We start from the raw sequence: 26,673 nt of genomic DNA on the forward strand, positions 1-26,673 counted from the left end.
AAATTTTGAGTGATTTTCTTCTTTTAGTTTGTTGTTTCAAACTTTTATCTTTTACAGATTCTCCAAAATAAAATCCGTCATTTTTTGATATAATTGCGGTCTTGTTTGTCCGCCATAAATTCCGTGGTTTTTATCTGGATACGCCATAAATTCAAATTGTTTTTTGTTCTGAATTAAAGCTTCCGAAAACTCCATAGAATTTTGGAAATGCACGTTGTCATCAGCAGTTCCATGAATGAGAAGGAATTTTCCTTTCAACAAATTCGCATAAGTTGTTGGTGAGTTTTCGTCGTAACCTGCAGGATTTTCTTGCGGAGTTAATAAAAATCTCTCCGTGTATACAGAATCGTAATATCTCCAGTTAGTTACAGGCGCAACCGCAATTCCCATTTTGAAAACATCTGCACCTTTCGTCATAGCCAAACTCGCCATATAACCTCCGAAACTCCACCCAAAGATTCCGATTCTAGATTTATCGATGTAAGATTGATTTCCGAACCATTTTGCAGCTGCAATTTGGTCTTCAATCTCATATTTTCCTAGGTTTTTGTATGTTACTTTTTTGTATTTCGCACCTTTGTAACCGGTTCCTCTTCCGTCTACACAAGCAATGATGTACCCTTTTTGAGCCAACATTTCAAACCAAAGTGTATTTCCGTTGTCCCAAGAATTGGCAACTTGTTGAGAGCCTGGTCCAGAATACTGGAACATGAAAAGCGGATATTTCTTGTTTTTATCAAAGTTTTTAGGCTTAATAATCCACGCATTCATTTGGTCTCCTGCTTCGTTTGGAATTGTGATAAATTCTTTTACTGAGAAATTATCAGATTGTAATTTTTGAAGTTGTGCTTCGTTGTTTTGAAGTTCTTTCAATTGCTTTCCGTTTCCGTCTTTCAATACAAAAGTGTACGGTTTTGCAGCTGTAGAAGAAGTTTCAATGAAATAGTTGTAGTTTTTACTAAAGTTTGCCGCGTTATTTCCTTCAACATTAGAAATCAACTGAGATTTTCCGTTTTGAATATTGATTTTTGAAACTACTTTGTTGATGCTTCCTTTTTCTGTAGTTTGAACGAAAACTTCCTTCGTTTTTGGGTTGAAACCATAATAATCGGTTACTTCCCAGTTTCCTTTAGTAACTTGTTTTTTCAGTTTTCCATCTTTATCATACCAATATAAATGTCTGAAACCATCTCTTTCAGAAGCCCAAAGGAAAGAATTGTCTTCTAAAAACTCTAACGTAACATTGTCTGTATCAATCCACTTATCGTCTGTTTCTGTAAATAATTTTGTTGCCTGACCTGTTTTTGTATCAACTTTCAAAATATCAGAAGCATTTTGAGTTCTTTGTGAAGTAATTAAAACAATTTCATCAGGATTTGCCGTCTGAATAACATTTGGAATGTAATAATTCTTAAAACTATCCAAATTTACTTTTGTCTTTTTACCGTCTGCTAAATGATAAATATGCGCAGAAGCAACTGAATTGTTTTCACCTGCTTTTGGATATTTGTAACGCATTTCTGTTGGGTACAAAGATTTTCCGTACATAGGAATGTAGATTTCCGGTACATTTTCTTCAACTAATTTTACAAACAAAATATCAGCAGAATTTTTTGTCCACTGATACAATCTTGCATGCCCGAATTCTTCCTCATAAACCCAGTCTGCTAAACCATTAAGAACTTTATTTTTTACACCATGTTGCGTAATCTGAGTAATTTTTCCTGAATTTAAATCCTGATAAAAAAGATTATTGTCTACAATAAATGAAACTTTTGAAGCATCGGGAGAAAATCTCGGTTCCTGAACTGGTTTTCCATCATTTAAACTTAAAACTTTACCTGATTTTAAATCTTTTACATCATAAACACCTAAAAAAGAGTGTCTGTAAATGGGCTGACTGTCTTTTAGCAATAAAATTTTAGATTCGTCATCAGAAAATTCGTAGCTTTCAAATTGTCCGTCCACCAAATTTCCTTCTTTTTGAGAAGTTTTGTAAGAATATTTTGCAATACCACTTTGCTCGATAACAAGATAGTTTTCACCATTTTTCATCGAAGTAATTCCTGCAATACCTTTTCCACGGTAATATCCTGAATAGATTTTGTCTAAAGTAATTTCCTGCGCATTGATGTTCTGAAAAACAGCCACAATGCTAAGTGTAAGGATAAGTTTTTTCATTTTTAAATTTAAAGGATTCCAAATATAATCATTTTGCGAAAATCTCTGAAAATGATTATCAATAATATCACTTTTGGCAATAAAATTGAATTACATATACTTTCAAAATAAAATAATTATGGAAGCGAATATTGAAAAAAAACTAAATCGTTACGAGCTGGAAAATCAGATTGTTTATACAGGTTTTGGTAAGTTTGAGGAGGCTGAAACTTATGCATCTGCTCATAATGGAAATTTGGTGGAAGTAGCCTTCAAAGATGGAAACGACAATCCTGAAATTACAGATAATGAAGCAGGATTATTGGATAAAAAATTGCATTATTTTGTATATGCAGGTTCGGAATATAAATTTATCCATTCTTCAGATCCGGGTTTTAAAAAATATGCAGACGAATTGCAAAAGATAAAAGCAGATAACGACAATTCAAGCCCTGAAGAAAGATATTTTGCCAACTTTGAAATTGAAAATTCTGAAGACCCGATTATTGTGATTAAAAATGATCATTTTGAATCGGTTACCTCCAGAGAGCGCAGTAAATATTTAAAACACGCCAATGTTTATGAATTAGGCGTTTTGTTGAACAAATAATAAAAAAGGAAGCCAGAATAAAATATTTTAAAATGACTTCCTTTTTTCAATTCATATTGATTTTTTTTATAAATTTATAAAAACTATCTCTATGAAAATTAAGACATTAATGCGCCGTATTTTTTTAGGCGTTCTTTTCTTGTTGCCTTTTTTTGCGCTATTTTTAATATTTGAAAAAGTGTGGCACAAGTTTTCTGCCGTAAGCGAAAAGGTAGAGCATGTGGTGGGTGAGAATATGGTTTTTGGACCTTATACCGTAACTATAATCGTGGTTTTGCTCATCTTGGTGATTTTCTATTTTGCAGGGTATCTTACAGATTATAATATGTCGTCTCGAATACATGATGCAATAGAAAGGAGTTTTTTAGAATATATCCCGGGATATTTGGTGTATAAAAATAAGATGAGCAATACATTAGAAGCTACATCTGGAGAAAGAATTCCTGTTTATTTTTTAAACGAGGCAGAAAATAAACCGGCAATTCTAATTGAACAAACAGAAACTGAGGCTCTTCTTTTCATCCCAGGAATACCAGATACCAACTCAGGTGAATTGGTTATTACTGCGAGAGAAAATGTTGAGTTAGCCAATATGGGCTATAAAGAATTTCTAAAATGCCTTCAACTTTCGGGAAGGGGGTTGTTGAAAAATAGAAAACCGTTGTCTTAATCAGGCAACGGTTTTCGTTTTTTTATGCATTGTAAATGATTTTGTAATATTCATCAGCCATTCGGTCAGAATTAAACTGGTCTTTTACGTCATTCATTGCGTTGTATTGTATTTTTCTCCACTTATCCGGATTTTCGTAATAGGTAGGAAGAATTTCATTTTCTAAGATTTCATACAACTTGTTAAGGTCGTAGTTATCTTGTTCATAAACACTCATATTGGCATAATCTGCTTTTGGAACTACGAACGAGTTTTCGCCATGTTTTGCAAATTCAGGAATCCAACCATCATCGGTAGAAAGATTTACACTTCCGTTCATAGAAGCAGTCATTCCTGAAGTTCCCGAAGCTTCTCTTGGAACTCTTGGATTGTTTAGCCAAAGATCAGACCCCTGTTTTAAAGATCTGCTCAGAGAAAGTTCGTAGCCAGTTAAAACCGCCATGTTTTTATGGTTTTTACTTTCTTCCACCAAATAATTAAAGGTAGAAATTGCAGAATAATCCATCGGATAGGGTTTCCCTGCCCAAATAATTTGAATGGGATATTTTGGATGGTTCAAAAGGCTGTAAAGTCTAGATTTATCGTGCAAAAGTAAATCTGCTCTTTTGTATCCCGCAAATCTTCTTGCCCAAACAATTGTGAAAACATTAGGATCGAAAAGGTTTCCGGTTTGGTCTGCTACAATTTTGAAAAGTCTTTTCTTCAAATGTTTTTTTCTATAATCGAAAAGTGTTTCGTTGTTTTCGTCTTTTGCGTTGTAAAGTGGTTTGTCGCTCCAATATTTGAATTCCTGTGCGTTGGTAATCGATTTAATTTCACAAATTCCGTCGTATTTGTTCCACATTTCTCTTGCAACTTCACCGTGAAGTTTAGAAACTCCGTTGGCAATTTTAGCTAATTTTAAAGCGCATAAAGAATGGTTGAACCTATCATCATCTGCTCCTTCAATGCTTTTTACTTCTTCCATGCTTAATCCAGAAAAGTAAGACATGTCGTAGCAAAGCCTCAAATTGTGCTTTTCATTTCCTGCTTCTTCTGGTGTGTGAGTAGTAAATACCAGTTTTTCCTTCACTTTATTAATATCGCCATTCATTCGTTTTAAAAGGTGAAAAGCGGCAGGTAAACCATGTGCTTCATTTAGGTGGTAAATATCTCTATCTGCATTAATTTCTTCTAAAAGTCTTGCCCCTCCTTTTCCTAAAAGAATATATTGCGCCAGTTTTGTAGATTCATTGGCATCGTATAATTTATGAGAGATTGTTTTTGATACATAATCGTTTTCCGGAACGTCTGTAGAAAGGAAAAACATTGGCGCGGTGTTGAAAGTTTCAGGATCTAAATACCAAACTTTTACCCAAACAGGTGCACTGTGAATTTCAATTTGAAATTTAATTCCGGTGTCTTCCAGAAAACTGTACATTTTTTTTGTCCAAGTAGGTTGGAGGGTTTGGTCGTGATTTCTAGCTTGATCGTAGTACCCGAATTTCCAAAGAATTCCGATTCCTATCATATCTTGTTTCAGATTGTATGCACTTCTCATATGTGAGCCGGCCAAAAAACCAAGACCTCCAGAATATATTTTTAAAACTTGCTCTATGGCAAATTCCATAGAAAAATAAGCAACTTTCTTTTTGTACTGCGGGTTTACGCTGTAAGGTATTTTGAAGTTTTTAAAATCCATTATTTGAATACGTTTTTTTTGAGACGACAAATGTAAATATTATCAAAGTAAAATTTTTATTAATTATTTAATAATTTAAATCTGTACTCATGGTATTAATGAAAAAAAATCATTACATTTATGATGTAAAATTTTGAAAATCAAAATGTTTGCGCTTATTCTGTTTGTTTAATTTTCAGCTAAATGAGAAGCTTATGAAAAAGACGTTTTCTGATGAAGATCTTGTAAAGAATCTTAGCCTGTATTATCTCAACAGACATCTTAATAAAAAGCCTATAGAAAAATATCATCGTAGTATTGATGCGTCTCAGTTACACGATCGCGAGAAGTACAAGAAAAAAGCAGAAATTTTGCTTCTTAATTCTTTTATGCATCATTTTCCAGATGTTAAATTTGAAAATCTTACTTGTGAAAGCCCAGATTTTATCGCCAAGCTTCATGATAAGAAAATTGGCATCGAACTTACCGAAGTTATCAATCATCTTGAAATGAAAAAGGTAGAAAGCTGCTTAAACAAAATTTTCCGTCAGGCAGAAATATTATTAGAACAAGAAGACACCACGAAATATCGTGGTGTTTATTTTTTAGAATTTAATGAGCTTTTAAAGGTTGAAAAACTAGAATTTCATGAAGAAATTATATTTGATATCTATAGAAGCATTAAAAGGAAAAAGCCTACTGGATGCGTAAAGAAAATTAGAAAATCATCTCACAGACGCAACGTTTTTATAACGCATGAGTATAATTTGAATCTTTTTGATGAGCTTTGCTCAGAAAAAATTCTCGAGCTTATCGAAAAGAAAAACGAAAAATTTCCATACTATGATACTTCTGTAGACGAGTGTTGGTTGATCATTGTTTCTGATATGAATTCTCTTGCCTCTCGATATACTTTTATACAGAATAAAGAATCGTTGCAAGAAGTAGAAAGCCCATTTCATAAGATTTTTCATCTTGAAAACTTATGTGGCAATATTACCAGTATAAAATCGTGATTATAAATTCGATATTGTTAAAAATCATTTTGAATCAGTGTTTTAGTATTAAAATTATGTTGCTTTTTTTGTGTTGCTTTGTATATTTTGTTAAATTTGATACAAACTAATACAATTGGGTATGAAAAAATATATACTTCTTTTTTTACTTCTTGTTTCTAAAATTTTTTATGCTCAATCAGATTGTGCTACAGCGCTTTCAGTTTGTGGCAATGCTACTATTACTTATAGCCCAACAGGAGTTGGGGCGGTGAGTGAAACAATTGGAAGTTGTATTACATCAGGCGAGCATAATTCTATATGGTATAAAATTACTATCGCAGTTGGAGGTACGCTTACTTTTGATCTTTCTCCTACGGATCCTAGTGCAGATTATGACTGGGCTATTTTTGGGCCAAATGCAGTTTGCGGAAATTTGGGTTCTCCCATTAGATGTAATGCTGCAACGGTAATTGGTGTTGGTGCAAATACAGGATTAAATATGACAAGCACCATAACTAATGCGGCAGGAGGATCGTCGACTCCGTATTGTATGTATATGACTGTAAATGCAGGAGAAACTTATTATTTGTTTTTAGATAATTGGGTAGGAGCAGGTAGTACAACGGTAGCGCCCTTTTCTCTTACATGGGGCGGAACAGCGGTTTTGGCTTCGCCATTTACCAATCCAACATTGCAACCATATCCTTTTGTAGCACCTGGAGCACCAGCTGCAAATCCTACTGATCCTAGAGAAGTATTAATCTGTGTTAATCCTGCAGTTTTTGATTTTAGCACGCTTTCGGCAGGGATATTAAACAGTAATGCAAACTTTGTTATCACATACCATACTTCCCAAAATGACGCTATTTCAGGTGCAAGTCCTATTACAACACCAATTTTAGTAAATACCACGTCTACATATTATTATAGTATACATTATCAGGATCCGACAAACCCGACAAATCCTATGAACTACTGTAGACAGTTAGGTGCTTTTAAGTTTAAGCTCGGCAGTATTTCTGCTCAAGATGCTTCTTTGCAGTCTTGTGCGTTAGAAACTAATACAAATTCAGCGACTTTCAATCTTACTTTAGCAAACGTTACCTCTCAAATTGGGGCAACGAAAACGTACTATAGCTCTCTAGCAAATGCGCAGGCAGGAACCAATCCTATTGCAACACCTACAGCTTATGTTTCAGGAAGTGGAGTTGTTTATGTAAGGGTTTCTGATGCAGCGGGATGTTATACAATTGTGAAAATTACATTAACCGTTACTCCGCCGGTTTATTCTACCGTTTTGAAGGATCAAAATATTTGTATTGATGATCGTGCAACACTAGATGCGGGACCGGGCTTTACGTCGTATTTATGGAGTACAGGTGCTACTACGCAGGTAATTTCTGGGGTTCCCGTAGGTCTTTATTGGGTAAAACTTCAAAGCGGAAATTGTTTTTCAATTCAAACTGTGAGAGTATATCCTATTACACACCCAATTATTGAAAGTGTAGATGTTTCTTTCGAAAAAATCACTGTAAATGTTAAAGGAGGAAAAGCGCCTTATAAATACTCTATGGATGCGGTAAATTGGCAAGACTCGAATGTGTTTACTGGAGTGAAAAGAGGTCAGCGTACTGTATACGTGAAAGATGCAAACGACTGCCAAGAAATACAAATTGAAGTTACAGTTCCTAATATTGTAAATGTAATCACACCAAACGGCGATGGAGCCAATGATTATGTAGATTATTCTGCATTAGCATATAAAAAGAATCTTGTATTCACAGTTTATGACAGATATGGAAATAAAATTTTCGAAGCAGATAAATTTAATGATTATAAATGGGACGGAACCGCAGGTAATAAAAAAATCCTTACTGGAAATTACTGGTTCTCCTTCACATGGAATGAGCCTGTTGGAAATGCTCCTGTAAAATATTCCGGGTGGATTTTAGTAAAAAATCGAAACTAATTTTAAAAAATAATAAAATGCCGTTACTTAGTGAGCGGCATTTTTTCTGTTTATGCATCAAAATCAATAGAATAAATCGATTTACAAGTATTTTCTAAAATCACTATCTTTGCAGCCACAAATTTTAATTAATCTAAATGTCTCATATTCACAGAACTGCCGCATATCACACATTGGGCTGTAAACTTAATTTTGCAGAAACATCTACCATTGCCCGCCAACTTACGGAGGCAGGTTATGATAAAGTGAGTTTTGATGATAAAGCAGATGTTTATGTGATTAATACGTGTTCGGTTACCGAAAACGCAGATAAAGAATGTAAACTTCACGTAAAAAGAGCAATGAAAGCCAATCCCGACGGTTTGGTGGTAATTGTGGGATGTTACGCACAATTGAAACCGGAAGAAATTTCTCAGATTGAAGGGGTAGATTTGGTTTTAGGAGCTAAAGAAAAGTTTAATATTCTAAGCTATCTTGATGATGTAAAAAAATCTGAAAGTGAAGGTGTTGTGCATTCTTGCGAGATTGAAGAAGCAGATTTCTTTATCGGAAGTTACTCTATTGGTGATAGAACCAGAGCTTTTCTGAAAGTTCAAGATGGTTGTGATTATAAATGTACCTATTGTACAATTCCTTTGGCGAGAGGGATTTCACGTTCAGACACCATTTCTAATGTGCTAAAAAATGCCAGAGAAATTTCGGCAAAAGATATCAAAGAAATTGTATTAACAGGTGTAAACATTGGTGATTACGGAAAAGGCGAGTTTGGAAACAAAAAACACGAGCATACTTTTTTAGATTTAATTAAAGAATTAGACCAAGTAGAAGGTATAGAGAGAATTCGTATTTCTTCAATCGAACCGAATTTGTTGAAAGACGAAAGCATTGATTTGGTTTCTAAAAGCAGAAGTTTTGTGCCTCATTTCCATATTCCTTTACAATCGGGAAGCGACGATCTGTTGAAGAAAATGAAACGCCGTTATTTAACCAAATTATACAACGACAGAGTTCATAAAATACGAGAAGTAATGCCTCATGCGGCGATTGGAGTAGATGTAATTGTTGGTTTTCCAGGAGAGACAGAAGAACTTTTCATGGAGACGTACAACTTTATCAATGAGCTTCCTATAACGTATTTGCACGTATTTACTTATTCTGAAAGAGAAAATACGGAAGCCGCAGAAATGGATGGTGTTGTACCTGTTTCTGAACGAAAAAAACGAAATAAAATGCTTAGAATTTTATCTGAAAAGAAAAAAATGGCGTTTTATCAGGAGCAATTAGGAAAAACACTTCCTGTTCTTTGGGAGCACGAAAATAAAAGCGGCAAAATGTTTGGCTTCACCGAAAACTATGTAAGGGTTTCTAAAGATTTTGATGCTGCTTCTGTTAATCAAATTGAAGTTCTTCGTTTGGAAAATATTCTTCCGGATGGCACGGTTTCTGTGCGGTCATCTTTCGAAAGTTTTTTGGCGAACGCTTAAGACTTATTTTATCCCAAAATAGATAACTATAGAATATTTTTTGGTTAAAAAGTAGGTTGCATTGTAGTTGTTTCGCAGAATTTCTTTTAAATTTAACGTATAATCTACAATCTACATTTTTATGAGAGATAAGTTTTTATCTTGGGGAATTGTGGTGCTTATCGTTGCATGGGCTACTGCATTTCTTATTAAAGGACCTTTTTGGATACCAATTCTACTTACTTTAATCTATTTATTAGGAGTTTACAACACGTATCAAAGCAAACATGCAATTCTTCGGAATTTCCCTGTTTTAGGCTATTTCAGATATTTTTTTGAAAGTATTTCACCCGAAATGCAACAATATTTTATCGAAAGAGAAACAGACGGAAAACCATTCCCTAGAAATCAACGTGCTGCAGCGTATCGAAGAGCGAAAAATTTAGGTGATACCGTTCCTTTTGGAACTCAACTAGAGATAAATCACAGAAAATACGAAGGAATAAAACATTCTATTTACGCGAAATCTCCATCGGAAGAACTTCCAAGAGTTTGGGTTGGAGGAGAGCAATGTAAACAGCCGTATCATGCTTCTTTACTGAATATTTCTGCAATGAGCTTTGGTTCTTTGAGCGACCGTGCACAAATTTCTCTAAATCGAGGAGCTAAAAAAGGAAATTTCTATCACAATACCGGTGAAGGAGGTATTTCGCCTTATCATTTGGAAGGCGGTGATTTGTGTTGGCAAATTGGGACAGGTTATTTTGGTTGTCGTAATGATAATGGAAAATTTAATCCAGATCTATTTAAAAAATATTCTTCACTTCCTAATGTGAAAATGGTTGAAATTAAACTTTCACAAGGTGCAAAACCCGGTCATGGAGGTGTTTTACCAGGAATTAAAAATACTCCGGAAATTGCAAAAATTCGCCACGTTACACCTGGAATTACAATTATTTCGCCACCATCTCATTCTGCTTTTTCAGATGCGACGGGTTTATTGAAATTTGTTCAGCAATTGCGCGAGCTTTCTGGAGGAAAGCCCATTGGCTTTAAATTGTGTATTGGAGATACAAGGGAGTTTGAGGATATTTGTTTAAAAATGAATGAACTTCAGATTTACCCTGATTTTATTACAGTTGATGGAGCAGAAGGAGGAACAGGAGCTGCTCCGCCAGAGTTTTCAGACGGTGTTGGAATGCCTTTAGAACCCGCTTTAATTTTCGTAAATCGTACCTTGAAAAATTTTGGTTTGCGTGATAAGCTTAGAATTATCGCAAGCGGAAAAGTTTTAACAAGTTTAGATATTCTTAGAGCCGTTGCAATGGGTGCGGATATGTGTAATAACGCACGCGGTTTTATGTTTTCTTTAGGCTGTATTCAAGCGTTGAGGTGTAACAATAATAAATGTCCGACAGGTGTTGCTACGCAAGATAAAATGTTAATTAAAGGGCTTGATGTGTCAGATAAAGCAGAGCGTGTTTATCATTTTCATAAAAATACCCTGCATACTTGTAATGAATTAATTGCCGCTGCGGGAAGAGGTTCTTACGAAGAAGTCGATGCTTCGATGTTTATGAGAGGAGATGAGTTTGAGCATCTTTCCGACCATTATTTCCCAGATATTTTAAGTAATGTGAGAAAATAAAAAAAAGCTTCGTTGAAAAACGAAGCTTTTGTATTTTTATTTGAGTTTTTTACAACTCGTCTGTAGTTCTTGCTCTAGTTTTATACACTTGTACGTTGAAGATAAAAGATGCATTTCTAAAGGGAGAAGCGCTTGTTTGGCCAAAAGCATAATGCTCATCTCTAGCATAAGCCGCTCTTGAAGGCACAATAATTACCCCCTGAAGATTATAATTTTGATCATCGCCCACGTCAAATGCTTTGAATTTTCTAATAGCTTCTTGGAATCCTTCCATTTCGTAATAACTTCTAGATTTTCCACTAGCAGTCATAGTTGCTTCTTTTACATAGTAGAAAATTGGATCTACAAGAGGATTTCCAGTCTCGTCTAGAGGAGTATATCCTGAAAAATTTGCATTTGTAATGAATGATACATTTCCGTCACTTAATCCAGCTAAATACACTTTTGATCTCATCATAAGTCTCATTACATCGGTATTGCCGATTACAGTTCCTGGATTTGGCTGTGCATTAGGTCTAATAATATAGATTGCTCCAGAAGCTGTAGTTTGAGGATTTAGATCTTTTAGTTTCGTTTCATTATCGTCTGCTGTTGAGCTACTGTCAAAAGCCTTAATATTTCCCTGAGAATCCATATAGTTATTCTCTAGAAATTTTGCGATGGCTTCATCATCGTACGAATTTTGTACATTGATGTCTTCTGGTTCTTTATAAGTTTCTACCTCGTCATCTTTTTTACATGCTGAAAAACAAAGTGATCCGGCGAGTAGGTATAAAAATATTTTCTTCATTTTAAAAACTTTACTTACTTTACAAATAATATCGACAAAAGTATAAAAAAAAATATGAGAATAGATAAATTTTTATGGAGTATTCGTTTTTATAAGACTCGAACGGTCTCCACAGAAGAAATTAAGAAGAATAGAGTTTCGGTGGGAGGATCTGTTGTAAAATCTTCAAAAGAGGTAAAAGAAGGAGATGTTATTCAGATTAGAAAAAATCAAATCGATTATAAAATTAAAGTCCTACAGATACCGAAAAGCCGCATAGGAGCTAAACTTGTTCCGCTACATATTAAAGACGTAACAGATAAAGAACAGTATGAATTGCTGAAGCTACGGAGAATGTCTCAAGATTATTATCGCGGTAAAGGGGAGGGAAGACCAACCAAAAAAGACCGACGTGATATGGATGAGTATACAGGAAATGATATTGCTGCAGATTTTACTGATTGGGACGATTTCTTCGGAGAAGCAGATTCTGAAGAAGAAATTAAGGATTAATACATAAAACTTTACCTTAAAGGTAAAGTTTTTCTTTTATTTCTGCTACTACATCTTCAGGTTCTTTATTGTCTGTATTGATGGTAAACTGAGATTTAGAATAATAAGCATTTCTCTCAAAAAGATGCTTTGCGATAAACTCAGGGAGATCTTCATTAGGGATTCTTGCTACTAATGGTCTTTTCTCTTTCTGTTTAGAAAGTCTTTCGACAAGTGTATTAATATTTGCTCTCAAAAAAATACTTTTAGAGTTGAGATTAATAATTTCCATGTTATTGTAATAAACGGGAGTTCCTCCGCCAAGACTTAAAACCATATTTTCTTCTTTTGCGAGAATTTCCTCGAGTACTTCTCTTTCTGCCTTTCTAAAGTAAATTTCGCCCTTTTTTTCGAAAATTTCAGGAATAGACATCTTCAACCGCTTAGAAATCTCTTTATCTAGGTCTAAAAGTTTAAAATTAATTTTTTCGCTTAATATTTTGGAAATGTGAGATTTGCCACTCCCCATGTATCCGACTAGTGAAATTATCATGAAATTTTTTTAAACAAATTTGCAAAAAAGTTTTGAGATAAAGAAAAAAGCTATATCTTTGCACCACTTAAAACGAACGACGTTACAACAACGAAAAACGTTTAAAATAAGTGACCGACTCGGTAGCTCAGCTGGTAGAGCAATACACTTTTAATGTATGGGTCCTGGGTTCGAATCCCAGCCGGGTCACTAGCGGAAAATTATACTTTTCAAAGTAAATTTGACGCCTGCGTGGTGAAATTGGTAGACACGCCATCTTGAGGGGGTGGTTTCCTAAGGATGTGCTGGTTCGAGTCCAGTCGCAGGCACAAGCAAAAAAAATGTTTGTTAACATTGTATTTATATTGAAATAAATCATATATTTACGGAGTTAAATTAACGTGACCGACTCGGTAGCTCAGCTGGTAGAGCAATACACTTTTAATGTATGGGTCCTGGGTTCGAATCCCAGCCGGGTCACGAGTTTACTGAAAAGTAAATTTTTTTCATATTAATATTTTGTGATTTGGTGTTTCAAAGGCTTCTTTCCAGAAGCCTTTGATTTTTTGTTGTTACATTGGTAGGTTGTCAATCAATCTTACACCATCTACTATAACCACTATAAAAGCTCTGTAGTTTCTATCATTATAGAAAAATTCGGCTTCCTTAAGAGTTTTTTCGTCTGCAATTAAAAAATACTCAAGTTGCATATTTTGCTGGTTATCAAAAATGTCTTTCACTTTTTTTTGGATAATTTCGTAAGAATCTTCTTTAAACCAAATTTTTACTTTAGATAGAGTTTCAAAAATTATTTTTGATGCTTCTCTTCTGTTTTCGGTAAGTCTTTGGTTTCTGGAGCTTAAAGCAAGACCGTTCTTTCCTCTGAAAGTAGGAACTCCGATAATTTTTACCGGCAAACCTTTCATTTCAACCATTTTCTTAATGATGGCAAGTTGTTGGAAGTCTTTTTCGCCAAAATAAGCGCAGTCTGGCTTTACTTGCTTAAAGAGTTCTTCAACCACTGTTCCGACGCCGTCAAAATGACCTGGGCGAGATTTTCCCTCCATTTCGTTTTCTAAACCTCCAAAGTTGTATTTTTCACTTTTTGTTTGGTTGGGATAAATATCTTTTACTTCTGGGATGTAAACTGCGTCTACAAGACCGGATTTTTTTAAAAGATCAATATCCCTTTCGATATCACGAGGGTATTTTATTAAGTCTTCTTGGTTGTTAAACTGCGTAGGGTTTACAAAAATTGATGAGATAACAAGGTCATTTTCTTTTCTAGCCTCTTTATATAAAGATAGATGACCTTCGTGTAGGGCACCCATGGTTGGAGCGAAGCCAATTTTTTTGCCCATTTCTTTTTGTCTTTCAATAAAATCCTGCAGTATTTTTTTACTTTTTAGAACTTCCATATGTTTTTTTAATAGTTTATTCAAAATTAATAAATAATGGCGTAATAAAAGTAGAATTTCTTTAACAGATCAGGGTTTATTTATCGTAAAAAAATGTTAATTAAATTAATGTTGAATGTTTTTTCGTAATTTTGCACTTTATAGCATTTTTAAATATAGATTATAGTTTATGCCCAATCAGAAGATATTGTACATTACTACAGAGATGTACCCTTACCAAGAAGATACGAATTTAGCGGCGGTGGTAAATAAAATGGCGCTTAAAATGCACAATGAAGGCAATGATGTAAGAGTTTTTATGCCAAGATTTGGACAGATAAGTGAAAGGAAATTTCAACTTCATGAGGTGATTCGTTTATCAGGAATGAATATTATCATTAATGATTTAGACCAACCTCTTATTATAAAGGTTGCTTCTTTACCAGGTGAAAGACTTCAGGTTTATTTTATCGACAACGAAGAGTATTTTAAAAGAAAACAGACTTACTTCGATGATGAAGGAGTTGCTTTCGATGATAATGACGAGCGCGCCATCTTCTTTGCAAGAGGGGTTATCGAAACCATTAAAAAACTAAATTGGGTTCCAGATGTTATTCATCTAAACGGATGGATGTCTTCTTTTGTGCCAATTTATCTTAAAACTTATTATGCATCAGACACATACTTTAAAGATGCAAAAATTGTTCTTTCTGTTTATAACGAAAAAGATTCGCAATTAAGTTCTACAATTGCAGAGAAACTTAAGTTTGATAATATTTCAGACTTAAAAGCGTTAGAAAATCCTACTTTCGAGAATATTGTTGTTGAAAGTATGAATTATGTAGATGTTGTGGTAAAAGGGGATGAGTTTCTTAATGAAAATCTTGATAAAGGATTTAACGAAACGCAAACTTCAAAATCTGAATACCTAGACGTAGATTCAATCAATACATTATATTAAAAATACATTAATGATTAATAAGACAAAAAAAGTACTTGCAGTATTGTCGATGATAATTTTTGGGAGTGCATTACTTTATAATTGTGAGCCAGAAATTGATAACCTAGGTGAACAATTCTTTGAGGGGCAAGGTACTACGGGTACGGAGCTTTCTGAAGATCTGATTGTATATAATATTGACAATAATGACTCAATAAGAGCTGATTATTCTCGATTAGCAAGTGCCGTAATTGGAGCTTACTCTGAACCACAGTTTGGATTGCAAACAGCTTCATATTTTACTCAAATAAGAATGAGTTCTTATGATCCTGATTTTGGAACAAATGCTGTTATAGATTCAGTAGTATTAGTACTTAAACCTAATTATGAAACAAGCTCAGATTCTTTGGTAACAACAACTAATGAATCATATGTTTATCCAGACGGAAATGCCGATGCTAAATTAGAATTGAAAAAGGTTCCTGTAACAAAGTACGGAAAAACTAAAACAGGAGGAAGTATTACTCCTTTAACTCTTAAAGTGCATGAGGTTACAGAGTTTATGGGAAGTTATAATGATAAAGTTTTTTCTAATAAAAATTTCACAACAGGTGCAGAGTTGGGTTCTAAAGTGTTTGATGGATATGCTAAATCTGTTACTATTACAAAAGATGCTAATAACGAACAGGTTTTTGCATCTACTAATGATATAAGAATTCCTTTAGATAAAGCCTTCTTCCAAAATAAAATAATTGCAAAAAAAGATCAGAGCGAGTTGCAAAATATGTCTAATTTTATTAGATATTTCAGGGGGTTAAAAGTTTCTATACAGGAAAATAATGGATACTTGTTTTCTATAAATCCTAATGATACAGGAACTCAAATTATTATGTATTATAAGTACGATAAAGTAGATAACGGAACTACCACAAGACCTCAGACAACTTTTTCTTTATCAATAGGTGCAGGGAATGCTCATACTTCGCTTGTAGAATATGATAGATCTAATTCTGAAATTAATAATTATCTTTTAGGAAATCAGAATACGACCAAGCTTTACGCTCAAGGAATGGGTGGCCCTTCAATCGGGATTAAATTTAAGCCTGAGACTATTAATAAATTAAAAAATTTATATCAAAATAATAAAGCCGCCATTGTTTCTGCTAAAATTAGATTGTATACAGATGCTCAGAATTGGAATAACTCTTTATTAAAGCCAGCTGAGCTTACATTTGTTCAGAAAGATAAAGATGAGACTACTGGAAAAGAGACTACTAATTTTACTTCAGATTATTTAAAGTTGATAGGTACAGCTAATTATATTTATTTAAGAACAAAGGATTTAGATAAAAATCCTGGATATTATGAATTTACTGTTACCCAGTCGATAAAAGATATAGTTGAAGGAGGTGTGGATTATACAAATAAGTATTTTAAAATTGATATTGCTCAATTTTACCGAAACTCAGATAATACAACTTTTTCAAGTTATAGCAGTACAACTAGAGCTTTTGCCAAAGAAAGAGTGGTTTTTGTAGGTTCAGATCCATCAAACGATAAGAAGATTCAGTTAAAAGTAATTTACGGATCTAAATAATTTTTTTTGAATAAAACACAATATATAAAATATATAATTTATGTGCGGAATTGTAGGTTATACAGGTTTTCAAGATGCTTACGACATTGTAATTAATGGTCTTAGAAGACTTGAATATAGAGGGTACGACAGTGCAGGTATTGTACTAGAAACTCCAAATAATACTTTAGAAGTTAAAAAAACAAAAGGTAAAGTAGACGATCTTGAAGGTATTGCTACTGAATTGAAAGGAATAGCAAAAATCGGAATGGGGCACACTCGTTGGGCTACACATGGTGTTCCAAGTGATAGAAACTCGCATCCGCATTTATCAAATAATGGTAAAATTGCAATCGTTCATAACGGAATCATAGAAAATTATGATACGATCAAAATTATGCTTACCGAGAAAGGTTTTACTTTTCAGTCTGAAACAGATACTGAGGTTTTAGTAAACCTAATTCAGTATTTTATGGATGCCAATTCTGAAACAGATTTCCCTACTGCAGTAAGGTTTGCTTTGAACGAAGTTTATGGAGCCTACGCAATTACTGTAATGCATGAAGATTATCCCGGAGTACTTGTTGTAGGAAGATTAGGTTCTCCTTTAGCAATTGGAATTGGTGATAAAGAGTATTTTATCGCTTCTGATGCTTCTCCTTTCGTAGAATTTACAAAAGAGGCCATTTATTTAGAGGAAGGTCATATGGCAATTATTTCACTTGAAAATGGTGTAGATATTAGAACAATTGTAGAAAATTCGAAAATTCAGCCAGAAATTCAAGAGCTAAAACTAAGTTTGGAGCAAATAGAAAAAGGAGGATATGAGCATTTTATGCTTAAAGAAATTTTCGAACAGCCAAAATCTATTCATGATACCATGAGAGGTAGGCTTCTTGTAGGAGAAGGAGTAATAAAAATGGCTGGAATTTGGGATCACATTGAAAGATTCAAAAATGCAAACCGAATTATCATTATAGCTTGTGGTACTTCTTGGCATGCGGGTTTAATTGGTGAATATTTAATCGAAGAATTCGCAAGAATTCCTGTTGAAGTAGAGTATGCTTCAGAATTTAGATATAGAAACCCTATCATTACCGATAAAGATGTTGTTATTGCAATTTCTCAGTCTGGGGAAACTGCAGATACGATGGCTGCACTTAAGCTTGCAAAAGAAAGAGGTGCCTTTATATATGGTATTTGTAACGTTGTAGATTCTTCAATTGCAAGAATTACAGATGCCGGTTCTTATACACACGCAGGTCCTGAAATTGGTGTAGCTTCTACAAAGGCATTTACAGCACAGCTTACTATTTTAAGTTTAATTGCTTTAAAACTTGGAAAACACAACGGTAACTTAGGAAATGCAGAATTCATGAGTTTAATAGCAGAATTAGATGCAATTCCAAAAAGAATTGAAGATGTTTTAACAGCTACACATGAATTAACTCAAAATATTGCGAAAGACTTTGTAAATGCTACAAATTTCTTATATTTGGGAAGAGGTTACAACTATCCTGCAGCGTTGGAAGGTGCATTGAAATTAAAAGAAATTTCGTACATCCATGCAGAAGGTTATCCAGCAGCAGAGATGAAGCACGGCCCAATTGCTTTGATTGATGAAAACATGCCTATCGTAATTATTGCCCCTAAAAAAGGACATTATGATAAAATTGTAAGCAACGTCCAAGAAATTAAAGCAAGAAAAGGAAAAGTAATTGCTGTAGTGAACAGAGGAGATCAACAGGTAAGTGCAATGGCAGATTATGTAATTGAAATTCCTGAAACTTCAGAGTGCTTCTCACCAATTGTAGCTTCAGTGCCTTTACAGTTGTTAGCTTATTATATAGCAGTGTACAGAGGTGCAAACGTAGATCAGCCAAGAAATTTGGCAAAATCTGTAACAGTTGAGTAAAAAAAACTCTTGGAAATAAAATAACTTTAGATTTTTTTCGTTATTCTAAAAAAAATCTTAAAAGTTTCTTAAAAAAATTATATATTTACGGCTTAATTATAAAAATTAACATGAAAAGGATATTTCTTTTATTAGTGTCTGCGTCGGTAGCATCGGTATCTTGTTCAAGTGGTGGAACTTCTTCTGTTGGGAAGCCAGGAACAAAAGGGGAATTGATACCTAGAGAAAAAACATCATCATTTGTTGCGGAAAGACCATACGGTATGGTTGCTATCCCAGGAGGTTCATTTGTTGCAGGATTAACAGATTGGGATCCTACAAATAATCCTGAGAAAGCTCAAGCAAAAACAGTTACAGTTTCTTCATTCTTTATGGATGAGGCTGAAACTACTAATGCAGAATACAGAGTATTCATTAACTATGTAAGAGATTCTATCGCAAGAACACTTCTTGCAGAAGCTGCTGGTGAAGGTGGTGAAGGAGGTGGAAAAGGCCAAGCAATTGGAGATTACGCTTACCTTGCGAAAAAAGAAGAAAACCTTACGCCATACCAAGAATATCTTGAAGGATCTGGCGGTGGTAGAGAAGATTTCGATGAGTCTAAAAGACTAGATTGGAAAATTCCTTTGCATTGGAATACTTCTAAATATCCTGATGTTGAATACGCTGAAGTTTTAGAGTCTATGTATTTGCCAGCTTCTTCAAGAGTTGGAAGCGAAAGACTTTTAGATGTAAGTAAATTAAAATATCATTACAGATGGGGAGATATGGATGCAGGTATCGCTGAAGAGCAAAGAGGTGCAAACTTCTTAAGAAGCGAAAGTATTGCAATCTATCCAGATACAACTGTTTGGAAAAAAGATTTCCATTTTACATATAATGAGCCATTGTTCGAACAGTATTTTTGGCACAAAGCATACAAAGATTATCCTGTAGTAGGTGTTACTTGGGATCAGGCAAGAGCTTATTGTAACTTCAGATCTAAGTTGAAGTCTGATTATAACGAAAGCTTAAAAAGAAGAAAACAAAAACCAATTTCTTTCAGACTTCCAAACGAATTCGAGTGGGAATATGCTGCAAGAGGAGGTATGGAAAATGCAACTTACCCATGGGGAGGTCCTTATTTAATGGATGATAGAGGTTGTTATTTAGCAAACTTTAAACCAAAAAGAGGTAATTACATGGAGGATGAAGTAAAAGGTACATACACTTATACTGCTCCTGTAAAAAAATTCAAAAAGAATGGTTTCGGTTTGTTTGATATGGCAGGAAACGTTTCTGAGTGGACAGATTCTCCTTACAACAACTCTTCTTATACATTCTCTTCAACTTTAAATCCTTCTACAAAAGATAAAACTGAAGTTAAAAAAGCTGTAAGAGGGGGTTCTTGGAAAGATGTAGGTTATATGTTGATGACAGGTGCTAGAGATTGGGAAAGAAAAGATTCTGCTAGAAGTTACATTGGTTTCAGAACAGTACAAGATATTCCTGAAGCTGCTGTAAAAGCTAAGAGAGTAAGCAAATAATATTACCATTTAATTATTATATCAAATTATTAACAACTCATTTTAAAAAAAACTAACGTATATGTTTAAGACTAAAGATGCGTGGATGAATTTCTTTTATTCATTCGGTGCTGCAATCGTAATTCTTGGAGCTTGGCTTAAAATTACTCACATTACTCTGGGACCAATTAATGGTAATATCGCACTAACTGTAGGTTTGGTGACTGAAGCTATTATCTTCATCATTTTCGCTTTTGACCCTCCTAAAAATGAAGAGTCTTATGCGTGGGAAAATGTTTACCCAGAATTATTAGATAAGCATGCAAATCCAAACCCATTGCATTCAAATGTATCAGCTAAATCTAATGTAAACCATATGGCAGAATTAGAAAATTCTCTTTCTGGTAAATTAGATAAAATGCTTCAAGATGCTAAACTTGATGTTCAATTATTCGAAAGCTTAAGAACAGGAATCAACAAATTTTCAAATTCTGTTGAGCAAATTAACCAAACAGTTGATGTATCTGCTTCTACTCATAAATATAACGACCAATTGAATAAAGCTGCTGAACACATGGAAAGCATGAATGCTCTTTACGCTATGCAATTAGAAAGCGGAAGAAAGCAGTCTGAATTTGCTTCTAGATATGTAGCTGATATGGAGAAATCTGTAGAGCAGTCTCAGAAATTTAACGAAGAATTACAGGGATTAACATCTAACCTAAATAACTTAAACAGAGTTTATGGCGGTATGCTTACTGCAATGAAGTCTTAATTTCTTAACCATTTATAGTATTTAATTAATTAAAAGAAAAAAGAATGGCAAAAGGAAAACAGACTCCACGTCAGAAGATGATCAACCTAATGTATTTGGTGTTCATCGCTATGATGGCCCTCAACATCGATGTTGAAATTATTAGGTCGTATTATGATTCTACTAGAGCTCTTAAGGAAACTAGATTTTTAACAGAGCAAAAGAACGAAGATATTTTCGAAAAAACTCTTGAAGCTAAAGCTCAACAAGTTCCAGATACTTACGCACAACCATGGGCACAGTATAAGGTAATGAGAGATAAGATTAATGTTCTAGTAAAATCTGCTGAAGATATTAAAGTCCTGCTTAAAACTCAGTCAGAATTCCATGATAAAGATGAGACTGGAAAAGACATGGACGTAAGTGAGAATTTCTCTGCTTTAAATAATAACGAAGCTACAACTGAATATTTCTTTAAAGAAGGTGATGAAAATTCACCATCGGCAAAGGCTTTAGAATTGAAAAGTAAAATGGATGATGTAAGAAATTATATCAACACTACTTTCGGTAATAATCCTCAGTTGCAAAAATTAGTAGAGAGAGCGAACAAGTCTTTATCTGCAGAGTATGAGAAAGATAAATCTCCAAATGGAAAAACTTGGTTTCAGAATAAATTCTATCACCAACCGCTTATTGCTGCGATTTCTAACTTAGAAATTATTCAAAACGATGCTAGAAACGTACAGTCTGATGCATTAGCTTTAATGCTTCAAGAAAAAGTAGATGCTAGTATTAAATTTAACCAGTATGAAGCTATTGTTTCTGCACCTACTGATATTGTTTCAGGTAAAAAAGCAGAAGCTGTGGTAATGTTAGGTACATACTCTAACAGTGATAAAATCAGAATTTCTGGTGTAAGCAGACAAGAAAACGGTAAAGGATTCTTGCCACTAAACACTGGAGGTATTGGAGAAAGAAAAATTGGAGGTACAATTACACTTACTGATGCAGAAGGTAAAGTACAATCTTACCCTTTTACACATACTTATAATGTGATCGCTGGTCCTCAGGAAGTTAAATTGGAGAAAGGATTACTATTATCTGCGGATAAGATGAATGTAATGTATAGAGGTTTAGAAAACCCTGTATCAGGTTCAATCTTAGGTGCTGATAATTCTAAACTTACTTTAAGTGCTTCTGGTGGAGCTACTGTAAGAAGTAAAGGTAATGGTAAGTGGGATGTTATTCCTCAATCTGGAAATGTTGTTCAGTTAACTTTATCTGGAAGAAACCCTAGCGGACAAGCTGTTTCTCAGGTATTTGAATATAGAATTAAAGGTATTCCAAGACCGCAAGGACAAATTAGAGCAAAATCTGTTAATAATATGCCAGCTAGTTCGATTCCGAACCAAACTGTGACAGCTGCTTTACCAGATTTCGACTTCCCGGTTTCATTTACTGTAAATAGCTTTATCTTAAAATTACCAGGAAGAGCAGGTACAATGATTCAAGGTAATTCATTATCAGCTGCAGAAGGATTGATTAAAAATCTTAGACCTGGTGATGTAGTTTATATTTATGATATTCAAGCTACAGCTACAGGATTAGGTAATCAGAAATTGAAAGAAATCTCTCCAGTGGTAATTAATGTTCAATAATATTTATTTGAAAAATTCTATTATGAAAAAATATATAAGCAGTCTTTTAGTAGTAGCCTCTGGGTTTGCTTTTTCTCAGACTATCTTAAATGCTTCTTCGCCTGAACAGTTTAGACAGATGAGAGCAGATAACATGAGAAAAGTAGGAGATACTGTGATTAGTAATAAAGTTACTCCTTTGGAATATGGCTTTGTTGATGATAAAGATATCTTAAAAAGCATGATGGTTTGGGAAATTATCGACATGAATGATAGAATCAACCAACCGTTTTATTATGATAATCCAAATGGATTACTTTCTAAAACCACAAGATCATTGTATCAGATTTTGTTAGATGCTGCATTAGATGGAACAATTTCAGAAGTATACGAAGATGAAGATTTTTCTACAAAATCTACTCCAGATGGTATCAGAAAGAAACTTGAAAGTGTTAGATTAGATGATGAGGCTATTGAAATCTTGAATAGTGGTCGTCAACTAACTGAGGCAGAAAAGAAAATGTATACTGACTATATTAGAACTACAACTGAAAAAGTTAAGGTTTTAAAAATTATGGGCATGTGGTTTATCGATAAAAGAGATGGCCAAATGAAGTACAGACCTCTTGGTATTGCTGCAATGGGACCAGATCCTTCTGCTGTTGGTAGAACTGGTATTGATGGTCAGCCGTTAAGCATTGGTGAGGAACTTGTAGATCTTTTTTGGATTTATTATCCTAATGCACGTGATATTCTAGCTAATAATTACGTATTCAACAAGAATAACTCATCTGCTGATATTTCTTTTGATGATGTAATTAATGCAAGAAGATTCTCTTCTGTTATTTACAAATCTTCTAATGGTATTGGGGAAGGTAAAATTTCAGATTATATTCCTAAAAATGCTGAAGAGCAATTGGCGGAAAGCAACAGAATTAAAGAACAAATTCTTCAAATGGAGAATGATATGTGGAATTATTAATTTCCGCTTGATATTTACAGAAAACCTGAGTATTTTTACTCAGGTTTTTTTATTATGGATAATGTAGATTATATAATCGTTGGAGACGGCTATGCCGCTTTATTTTTTGCTCATCATCTTTTGAAGGAAGGTAAGTCTTTTAAGTTATTTTCTGAAGACAAAAAAGGAGCTTCTCAGGTTTCTGCAGGAATTATAAATCCTGTAGTGCTTAAAAAGTTTACAACATTTTGGAAAGCACAGGAGCAAATTGATTATTTATCTGAGACTCTTCTAGAAATTGAAAGGTATACAGGAAAGAACTATCTTATTAAGCGAAATATCCATCGTATTTTTCATGATGAAAATGAAAAAAATCTTTGGATTAAAAAATCAGAGAATGATGATCTTAAAAATTTTCTAAATCCTGAGTTTACCTCTTTGCCCATTGTTCGAAATGTTTTTGGAGCAGGGAGTGTAGATAGATCAGCGCGTTTAGATGTAAACGGTTTTTTTAATGATTTTTTGTCTTATTTAAAAGAACAAAAATTTTTAGTTCAAGAAAAATTTGATTACAATACTCTTAGAATCGAAGAAAATATTTATAAAAGTTTTACTTATAAACATGTTGTATTCTGTGAAGGCATCGGAGTACAAGAAAATCCTTATTTTAAGCATATTCCTGTTGTACCAAATAAAGGACATCATATTAAAGTTAAACTGCAAAAGCAATTAGAGACCCAGGTTACCATAAAGAAAAAGCACTTTCTTTTCCCTTTAGATTCAGATTTATATTTTTATGGTGGAACGTATGATAGAGATCAACTTCATTCAAAAATTGATGATTCTGCTGTTGAGCAGCTTGTAAATGGTTTATCAGAAATTTATCCTTATGATTTTGAAGTGAAAGAGGTAAGCTTTGGCTTTAGACCTACTGTAAAAGATAGAAGACCGATTTTGGGTAAGCATTCTGATTATGAAAATCTATATGTCTTCAATGGTTTAGGCGCTCGAGGAATCCTCAACGGTTGCTATTTCTCCAAATATCTTTTAGATTTTATTGAGAATAACAAACCGTTATCAGAGGAAGTTTCTCTTGATAGATTTAAATAAAAAATAATAAAATCCATCCGATCAGACTAAGAAGCTGATGGATGGTTGTTCTTTTTTGTTTTAAAAAGAACCATGTTGTAATTCTTTTTAACGAAAGTGATTTCTTTGTTGGTTTCTGTAAGCTGATATTGATTATCAGAAGTAGAGTAGGTATTACTTTCAAAATCTTTTTCTAAAAGATAAACGCTCCCGTTGAATTTTATCGTTTTACGACCTTGTTCGTCTGTACTAACGGAAAGTTTGTCTCCCAGGTTATCCGTGTAATCCTGAAATTTAGTGGTGCTTTCTTGTGCAAGTGGAGTATTTGTTTGAACCTCCACATCTTTCGAGGTTGTATTGCAACTAAGTAAAATACTTGCAATAGCCAAAGTAAGTAACTTTTTATACATATTGTGTTCGTTTTGAATGTTTGGTGTGCGTTTGCAAAATTACTAATTTTATGCCAAACAAATGTTAAATTTTATTAAAATAGCATATTCTTATTATTTTAATAAACTTTTTTTGAGAATTATCTATTTTAAAAAGAAGTGTATTCATAAAAAAACCGCCTGTAAACAGACGGTTTTCGCAGAGAGGAAGGGATTCGAACCCTCGATACAGTTACCCGCATACTAACTTTCCAGGCTAGCTCCTTCAACCACTCGGACACCTCTCTCTATTCGAGAATGCAAAAGTAAACTATTTAAGCGGATTTGCAAATAATTATACCACAATTACTCTGTGATTTCGCCACAAAGACTTCGTGAAAAATTTTCAGAGAAACTTTCTTGATAATTAGGATTGTCAATAAGGTGCATAGATTTGGTAATGGCGCATTCCGCAGTCATATCTTTCCCGCTAATGGCACCTATTTTAGCAAAAACATTAGAGTTTTCATATTTACCAAAAGAAATGCCACCAGAAATACATTGGCTCACGACAACGATTTCAGTTCCGTTGTTACGGATTTGTTGTAAGGTTTCTAAAGTTTTAGGACTGCTAAAAATAGTTCCAGAACCAAAAACCTGAAGAATAAGAACTTTCATTTTTGGAATTTCTTTAAAATGATTCAAATTCATTCCCGGGAAAATTCTCCAAAATAAAACATCTTCAGAAATATGATTATCCACATAGAATTCTACCTTTTTTTCAGCACGAAGCAAATTATCTTTCACAATATTAAGATGAACTCCAGATTGCCCTAAAATTGGGTAATTCGGACTTGCATACGCATCAAAATATTCTGCAGAATACTTCAAAGTACGGTTTCCTCTTAATAATTTATATTCAAAATAAATGGCAACTTCTTGTATTACCGCTTCGTTTTCTTCATACAAACTTGCGTAATACAGACTCGTAAGAAGATTTTCTTTCGCGTCGGTTCTTAAATCTCCAATGGGAAGTTGCGAACCAGTCATAATTACAGGTTTTGTTAATCCTTTCAGCATAAAACTCAGTGCAGAAGCGGTGTAAGACATCGTATCTGTCCCGTGAAGAATTAAAAAACCATCATATTGATTGTAGTTGGCGTGGATATAATTGGCGATAATTTTCCATTCACTCGGTCCCATATCCGAAGAATCTAAAGGTTTGGCGAAAGGATGCACAAAAACTTCGCATTCCATCAACTTCATTTCGGGCATTTTTTCAAAAATATTTCCGAAATCAAAGGCACGAAGGCTTCCGGTTTCATAATCTTTTTCCATACCGATGGTTCCGCCGGTGTAGATTAATAGGACTTTTCTTTTCATGCCATCAAAAATACAATTTTTAACATAATTATTTTACTGATTTTTTTGCGCCAATTTCTGTCTGAGTTTATCCTGAGCTTGTCGAAGGGTTCCCGCTTTTTTACTGATCGTACCTCCTCATAAAAAGAGCTCCACTCAAGCTAGGGCGCAATTGGGAAGCATTAACAGACTTCAGTG

General features: G+C 34.0%; 22 protein-coding genes and 4 tRNA genes. 18 read left to right on the forward strand and 8 right to left on the reverse strand.

Annotated features, from left to right (window positions below; all coding sequences use genetic code 11):
* Nucleotides 1–51: 51 nt before the first annotated feature.
* Nucleotides 52–2,181, reverse strand: coding sequence for a S9 family peptidase (locus AC2A1D_RS13140; RefSeq protein ID WP_484044043.1), 2,130 nt, complete (start codon nucleotides 2,179–2,181; stop codon nucleotides 52–54).
* A 118-nt stretch (nucleotides 2,182–2,299) separates the two neighbouring features.
* Between AC2A1D_RS13140 and AC2A1D_RS13145 the strand changes: the two genes are divergently transcribed.
* Both AC2A1D_RS13145 and AC2A1D_RS13150 read left to right on the forward strand, forming a co-directional pair.
* Nucleotides 2,300–2,770 (forward strand): hypothetical protein, encoded by a 471-nt coding sequence (locus AC2A1D_RS13145; protein WP_484044044.1) that lies wholly within the window; start codon nucleotides 2,300–2,302, stop codon nucleotides 2,768–2,770.
* Nucleotides 2,771–2,861: 91 nt separating this feature from the next.
* A complete protein-coding gene (locus AC2A1D_RS13150; RefSeq protein ID WP_484044045.1) occupies nucleotides 2,862–3,440 on the forward strand; it encodes a hypothetical protein in 579 nt (192 codons plus the stop codon).
* A gap of 22 nt (nucleotides 3,441–3,462) precedes the next feature.
* Here the strand turns inward: AC2A1D_RS13150 and glgP are convergent, their stop codons facing one another.
* Nucleotides 3,463–5,121 (reverse strand): alpha-glucan family phosphorylase, encoded by a 1,659-nt coding sequence (gene glgP / locus AC2A1D_RS13155; RefSeq protein ID WP_484044046.1) that lies wholly within the window; start codon nucleotides 5,119–5,121, stop codon nucleotides 3,463–3,465.
* A 194-nt stretch (nucleotides 5,122–5,315) separates the two neighbouring features.
* Here glgP and AC2A1D_RS13160 point away from each other — a divergent pair, with 194 nt between their 5' ends.
* From AC2A1D_RS13160 to AC2A1D_RS13175, 4 genes are all read left to right on the forward strand, one after another.
* Nucleotides 5,316–6,116: a hypothetical protein gene (locus tag AC2A1D_RS13160; RefSeq protein WP_484044047.1), complete on the forward strand. Its 801-nt coding sequence runs from the start codon at nucleotides 5,316–5,318 to the stop codon at nucleotides 6,114–6,116.
* Nucleotides 6,117–6,237: 121 nt separating this feature from the next.
* The gene (locus tag AC2A1D_RS13165) at nucleotides 6,238–8,067 is read left to right on the forward strand and encodes a T9SS type B sorting domain-containing protein (RefSeq protein ID WP_484044048.1); all 1,830 of its coding nucleotides are present in this window, start codon (nucleotides 6,238–6,240) and stop codon (nucleotides 8,065–8,067) included.
* A gap of 137 nt (nucleotides 8,068–8,204) precedes the next feature.
* On the forward strand, nucleotides 8,205–9,551 hold the full coding sequence (gene mtaB, locus AC2A1D_RS13170; RefSeq protein WP_484044049.1) for a tRNA (N(6)-L-threonylcarbamoyladenosine(37)-C(2))-methylthiotransferase MtaB: 1,347 nt from the start codon (nucleotides 8,205–8,207) through the stop codon (nucleotides 9,549–9,551).
* 121 nt (nucleotides 9,552–9,672) lie between these two features.
* Nucleotides 9,673–11,178: an FMN-binding glutamate synthase family protein gene (locus AC2A1D_RS13175; protein ID WP_484044050.1), complete on the forward strand. Its 1,506-nt coding sequence runs from the start codon at nucleotides 9,673–9,675 to the stop codon at nucleotides 11,176–11,178.
* Between the two features lie 49 nt (nucleotides 11,179–11,227).
* On the opposite strand, the gene AC2A1D_RS13180 is transcribed toward AC2A1D_RS13175, so the two are convergent.
* Nucleotides 11,228–11,968 carry a hypothetical protein gene (locus AC2A1D_RS13180; RefSeq protein ID WP_484044051.1) on the reverse strand — a complete coding sequence of 247 codons (741 nt, stop codon included), beginning with the start codon at nucleotides 11,966–11,968 and terminating at the stop codon, nucleotides 11,228–11,230.
* Nucleotides 11,969–12,022: 54 nt separating this feature from the next.
* Between AC2A1D_RS13180 and AC2A1D_RS13185 the strand changes: the two genes are divergently transcribed.
* The gene (locus AC2A1D_RS13185; protein ID WP_484044052.1) at nucleotides 12,023–12,460 is read left to right on the forward strand and encodes an RNA-binding S4 domain-containing protein; all 438 of its coding nucleotides are present in this window, start codon (nucleotides 12,023–12,025) and stop codon (nucleotides 12,458–12,460) included.
* Between the two features lie 16 nt (nucleotides 12,461–12,476).
* Here AC2A1D_RS13185 and AC2A1D_RS13190 read toward each other — a convergent pair whose 3' ends face one another.
* Nucleotides 12,477–12,992, reverse strand: coding sequence for a shikimate kinase (locus AC2A1D_RS13190; protein ID WP_484044053.1), 516 nt, complete (start codon nucleotides 12,990–12,992; stop codon nucleotides 12,477–12,479).
* Between the two features lie 116 nt (nucleotides 12,993–13,108).
* Here AC2A1D_RS13190 and AC2A1D_RS13195 point away from each other — a divergent pair.
* The 3 genes from AC2A1D_RS13195 (at nucleotide 13,109) to AC2A1D_RS13205 (ending at nucleotide 13,451) form a co-directional block, all read left to right on the forward strand.
* A tRNA-Lys gene (locus tag AC2A1D_RS13195) sits at nucleotides 13,109–13,181 on the forward strand.
* Nucleotides 13,182–13,217: 36 nt separating this feature from the next.
* Nucleotides 13,218–13,300, forward strand: a tRNA-Leu gene (locus AC2A1D_RS13200).
* 78 nt (nucleotides 13,301–13,378) lie between these two features.
* Nucleotides 13,379–13,451 (forward strand) — tRNA-Lys (locus AC2A1D_RS13205).
* Between the two features lie 92 nt (nucleotides 13,452–13,543).
* Here AC2A1D_RS13205 and panC read toward each other — a convergent pair.
* Nucleotides 13,544–14,389 carry a pantoate--beta-alanine ligase gene (gene panC, locus AC2A1D_RS13210; protein ID WP_484044054.1) on the reverse strand — a complete coding sequence of 282 codons (846 nt, stop codon included), beginning with the start codon at nucleotides 14,387–14,389 and terminating at the stop codon, nucleotides 13,544–13,546.
* 169 nt (nucleotides 14,390–14,558) lie between these two features.
* On the opposite strand from panC, the gene AC2A1D_RS13215 reads away from it, so the two are divergent.
* The 8 genes from AC2A1D_RS13215 (at nucleotide 14,559) to AC2A1D_RS13250 (ending at nucleotide 24,766) form a co-directional block, all read left to right on the forward strand.
* Nucleotides 14,559–15,329 carry a glycogen/starch synthase gene (locus AC2A1D_RS13215; protein WP_484044055.1) on the forward strand — a complete coding sequence of 257 codons (771 nt, stop codon included), beginning with the start codon at nucleotides 14,559–14,561 and terminating at the stop codon, nucleotides 15,327–15,329.
* Between the two features lie 10 nt (nucleotides 15,330–15,339).
* On the forward strand, nucleotides 15,340–16,905 hold the full coding sequence (locus tag AC2A1D_RS13220; RefSeq protein WP_484044056.1) for a DUF4270 family protein: 1,566 nt from the start codon (nucleotides 15,340–15,342) through the stop codon (nucleotides 16,903–16,905).
* A gap of 40 nt (nucleotides 16,906–16,945) precedes the next feature.
* On the forward strand, nucleotides 16,946–18,799 hold the full coding sequence (gene glmS / locus AC2A1D_RS13225; RefSeq protein ID WP_484044057.1) for a glutamine--fructose-6-phosphate transaminase (isomerizing): 1,854 nt from the start codon (nucleotides 16,946–16,948) through the stop codon (nucleotides 18,797–18,799).
* Nucleotides 18,800–18,909: 110 nt separating this feature from the next.
* Nucleotides 18,910–20,325 carry a T9SS ring complex lipoprotein PorK/GldK gene (porK, locus tag AC2A1D_RS13230; RefSeq protein WP_484044058.1) on the forward strand — a complete coding sequence of 472 codons (1,416 nt, stop codon included), beginning with the start codon at nucleotides 18,910–18,912 and terminating at the stop codon, nucleotides 20,323–20,325.
* Between the two features lie 61 nt (nucleotides 20,326–20,386).
* Nucleotides 20,387–21,079 carry a type IX secretion system motor protein PorL/GldL gene (gene porL, locus AC2A1D_RS13235; protein ID WP_484044059.1) on the forward strand — a complete coding sequence of 231 codons (693 nt, stop codon included), beginning with the start codon at nucleotides 20,387–20,389 and terminating at the stop codon, nucleotides 21,077–21,079.
* A gap of 44 nt (nucleotides 21,080–21,123) precedes the next feature.
* Nucleotides 21,124–22,716 carry a type IX secretion system motor protein PorM/GldM gene (gene porM, locus AC2A1D_RS13240; RefSeq protein ID WP_484044060.1) on the forward strand — a complete coding sequence of 531 codons (1,593 nt, stop codon included), beginning with the start codon at nucleotides 21,124–21,126 and terminating at the stop codon, nucleotides 22,714–22,716.
* 22 nt (nucleotides 22,717–22,738) lie between these two features.
* Entirely contained in the window at nucleotides 22,739–23,677 is a 939-nt protein-coding gene (porN, locus tag AC2A1D_RS13245; RefSeq protein WP_484044061.1) for a type IX secretion system ring subunit PorN/GldN, read from the forward strand.
* A 54-nt stretch (nucleotides 23,678–23,731) separates the two neighbouring features.
* A complete protein-coding gene (locus AC2A1D_RS13250) occupies nucleotides 23,732–24,766 on the forward strand; it encodes an NAD(P)/FAD-dependent oxidoreductase (RefSeq protein WP_484044062.1) in 1,035 nt (344 codons plus the stop codon).
* A 26-nt stretch (nucleotides 24,767–24,792) separates the two neighbouring features.
* Here AC2A1D_RS13250 and AC2A1D_RS13255 read toward each other — a convergent pair whose 3' ends face one another.
* The 3 genes from AC2A1D_RS13255 to AC2A1D_RS13265 form a co-directional block, all read right to left on the reverse strand.
* On the reverse strand, nucleotides 24,793–25,155 hold the full coding sequence (locus AC2A1D_RS13255) for a hypothetical protein (protein ID WP_484044063.1): 363 nt from the start codon (nucleotides 25,153–25,155) through the stop codon (nucleotides 24,793–24,795).
* A 179-nt stretch (nucleotides 25,156–25,334) separates the two neighbouring features.
* Nucleotides 25,335–25,421: transfer RNA gene (locus tag AC2A1D_RS13260), tRNA-Ser, on the reverse strand.
* Between the two features lie 58 nt (nucleotides 25,422–25,479).
* Nucleotides 25,480–26,496: an asparaginase gene (locus tag AC2A1D_RS13265; protein WP_484044064.1), complete on the reverse strand. Its 1,017-nt coding sequence runs from the start codon at nucleotides 26,494–26,496 to the stop codon at nucleotides 25,480–25,482.
* Nucleotides 26,497–26,673: the final 177 nt, after the last annotated feature.

It is taken from the genome of Chryseobacterium sp. HNCC26DJ239, from assembly GCF_057180445.1.

Excerpts from the sequence above, each read along its gene's own strand:
- AC2A1D_RS13140 (WP_484044043.1), bottom strand. The coding sequence starts at position 2,181 with ATGAAAAAACTTATCCTTACACTTAGCATTGTGGCTGTTTTTCAGAAC.
- AC2A1D_RS13145 (WP_484044044.1), top strand. The coding sequence starts at position 2,300 with ATGGAAGCGAATATTGAAAAAAAACTAAATCGTTACGAGCTGGAAAAT.
- AC2A1D_RS13150 (WP_484044045.1), top strand. The coding sequence starts at position 2,862 with ATGAAAATTAAGACATTAATGCGCCGTATTTTTTTAGGCGTTCTTTTC.
- glgP (WP_484044046.1), bottom strand. The coding sequence starts at position 5,121 with ATGGATTTTAAAAACTTCAAAATACCTTACAGCGTAAACCCGCAGTAC.
- AC2A1D_RS13160 (WP_484044047.1), top strand. The coding sequence starts at position 5,316 with ATGAAAAAGACGTTTTCTGATGAAGATCTTGTAAAGAATCTTAGCCTG.
- AC2A1D_RS13165 (WP_484044048.1), top strand. The coding sequence starts at position 6,238 with ATGAAAAAATATATACTTCTTTTTTTACTTCTTGTTTCTAAAATTTTT.
- mtaB (WP_484044049.1), top strand. The coding sequence starts at position 8,205 with ATGTCTCATATTCACAGAACTGCCGCATATCACACATTGGGCTGTAAA.
- AC2A1D_RS13175 (WP_484044050.1), top strand. The coding sequence starts at position 9,673 with ATGAGAGATAAGTTTTTATCTTGGGGAATTGTGGTGCTTATCGTTGCA.
- AC2A1D_RS13180 (WP_484044051.1), bottom strand. The coding sequence starts at position 11,968 with ATGAAGAAAATATTTTTATACCTACTCGCCGGATCACTTTGTTTTTCA.
- AC2A1D_RS13185 (WP_484044052.1), top strand. The coding sequence starts at position 12,023 with ATGAGAATAGATAAATTTTTATGGAGTATTCGTTTTTATAAGACTCGA.
- AC2A1D_RS13190 (WP_484044053.1), bottom strand. The coding sequence starts at position 12,992 with ATGATAATTTCACTAGTCGGATACATGGGGAGTGGCAAATCTCACATT.
- panC (WP_484044054.1), bottom strand. The coding sequence starts at position 14,389 with ATGGAAGTTCTAAAAAGTAAAAAAATACTGCAGGATTTTATTGAAAGA.
- AC2A1D_RS13215 (WP_484044055.1), top strand. The coding sequence starts at position 14,559 with ATGCCCAATCAGAAGATATTGTACATTACTACAGAGATGTACCCTTAC.
- AC2A1D_RS13220 (WP_484044056.1), top strand. The coding sequence starts at position 15,340 with ATGATTAATAAGACAAAAAAAGTACTTGCAGTATTGTCGATGATAATT.
- glmS (WP_484044057.1), top strand. The coding sequence starts at position 16,946 with ATGTGCGGAATTGTAGGTTATACAGGTTTTCAAGATGCTTACGACATT.
- porK (WP_484044058.1), top strand. The coding sequence starts at position 18,910 with ATGAAAAGGATATTTCTTTTATTAGTGTCTGCGTCGGTAGCATCGGTA.
- porL (WP_484044059.1), top strand. The coding sequence starts at position 20,387 with ATGTTTAAGACTAAAGATGCGTGGATGAATTTCTTTTATTCATTCGGT.
- porM (WP_484044060.1), top strand. The coding sequence starts at position 21,124 with ATGGCAAAAGGAAAACAGACTCCACGTCAGAAGATGATCAACCTAATG.
- porN (WP_484044061.1), top strand. The coding sequence starts at position 22,739 with ATGAAAAAATATATAAGCAGTCTTTTAGTAGTAGCCTCTGGGTTTGCT.
- AC2A1D_RS13250 (WP_484044062.1), top strand. The coding sequence starts at position 23,732 with ATGGATAATGTAGATTATATAATCGTTGGAGACGGCTATGCCGCTTTA.
- AC2A1D_RS13255 (WP_484044063.1), bottom strand. The coding sequence starts at position 25,155 with ATGTATAAAAAGTTACTTACTTTGGCTATTGCAAGTATTTTACTTAGT.
- AC2A1D_RS13265 (WP_484044064.1), bottom strand. The coding sequence starts at position 26,496 with ATGAAAAGAAAAGTCCTATTAATCTACACCGGCGGAACCATCGGTATG.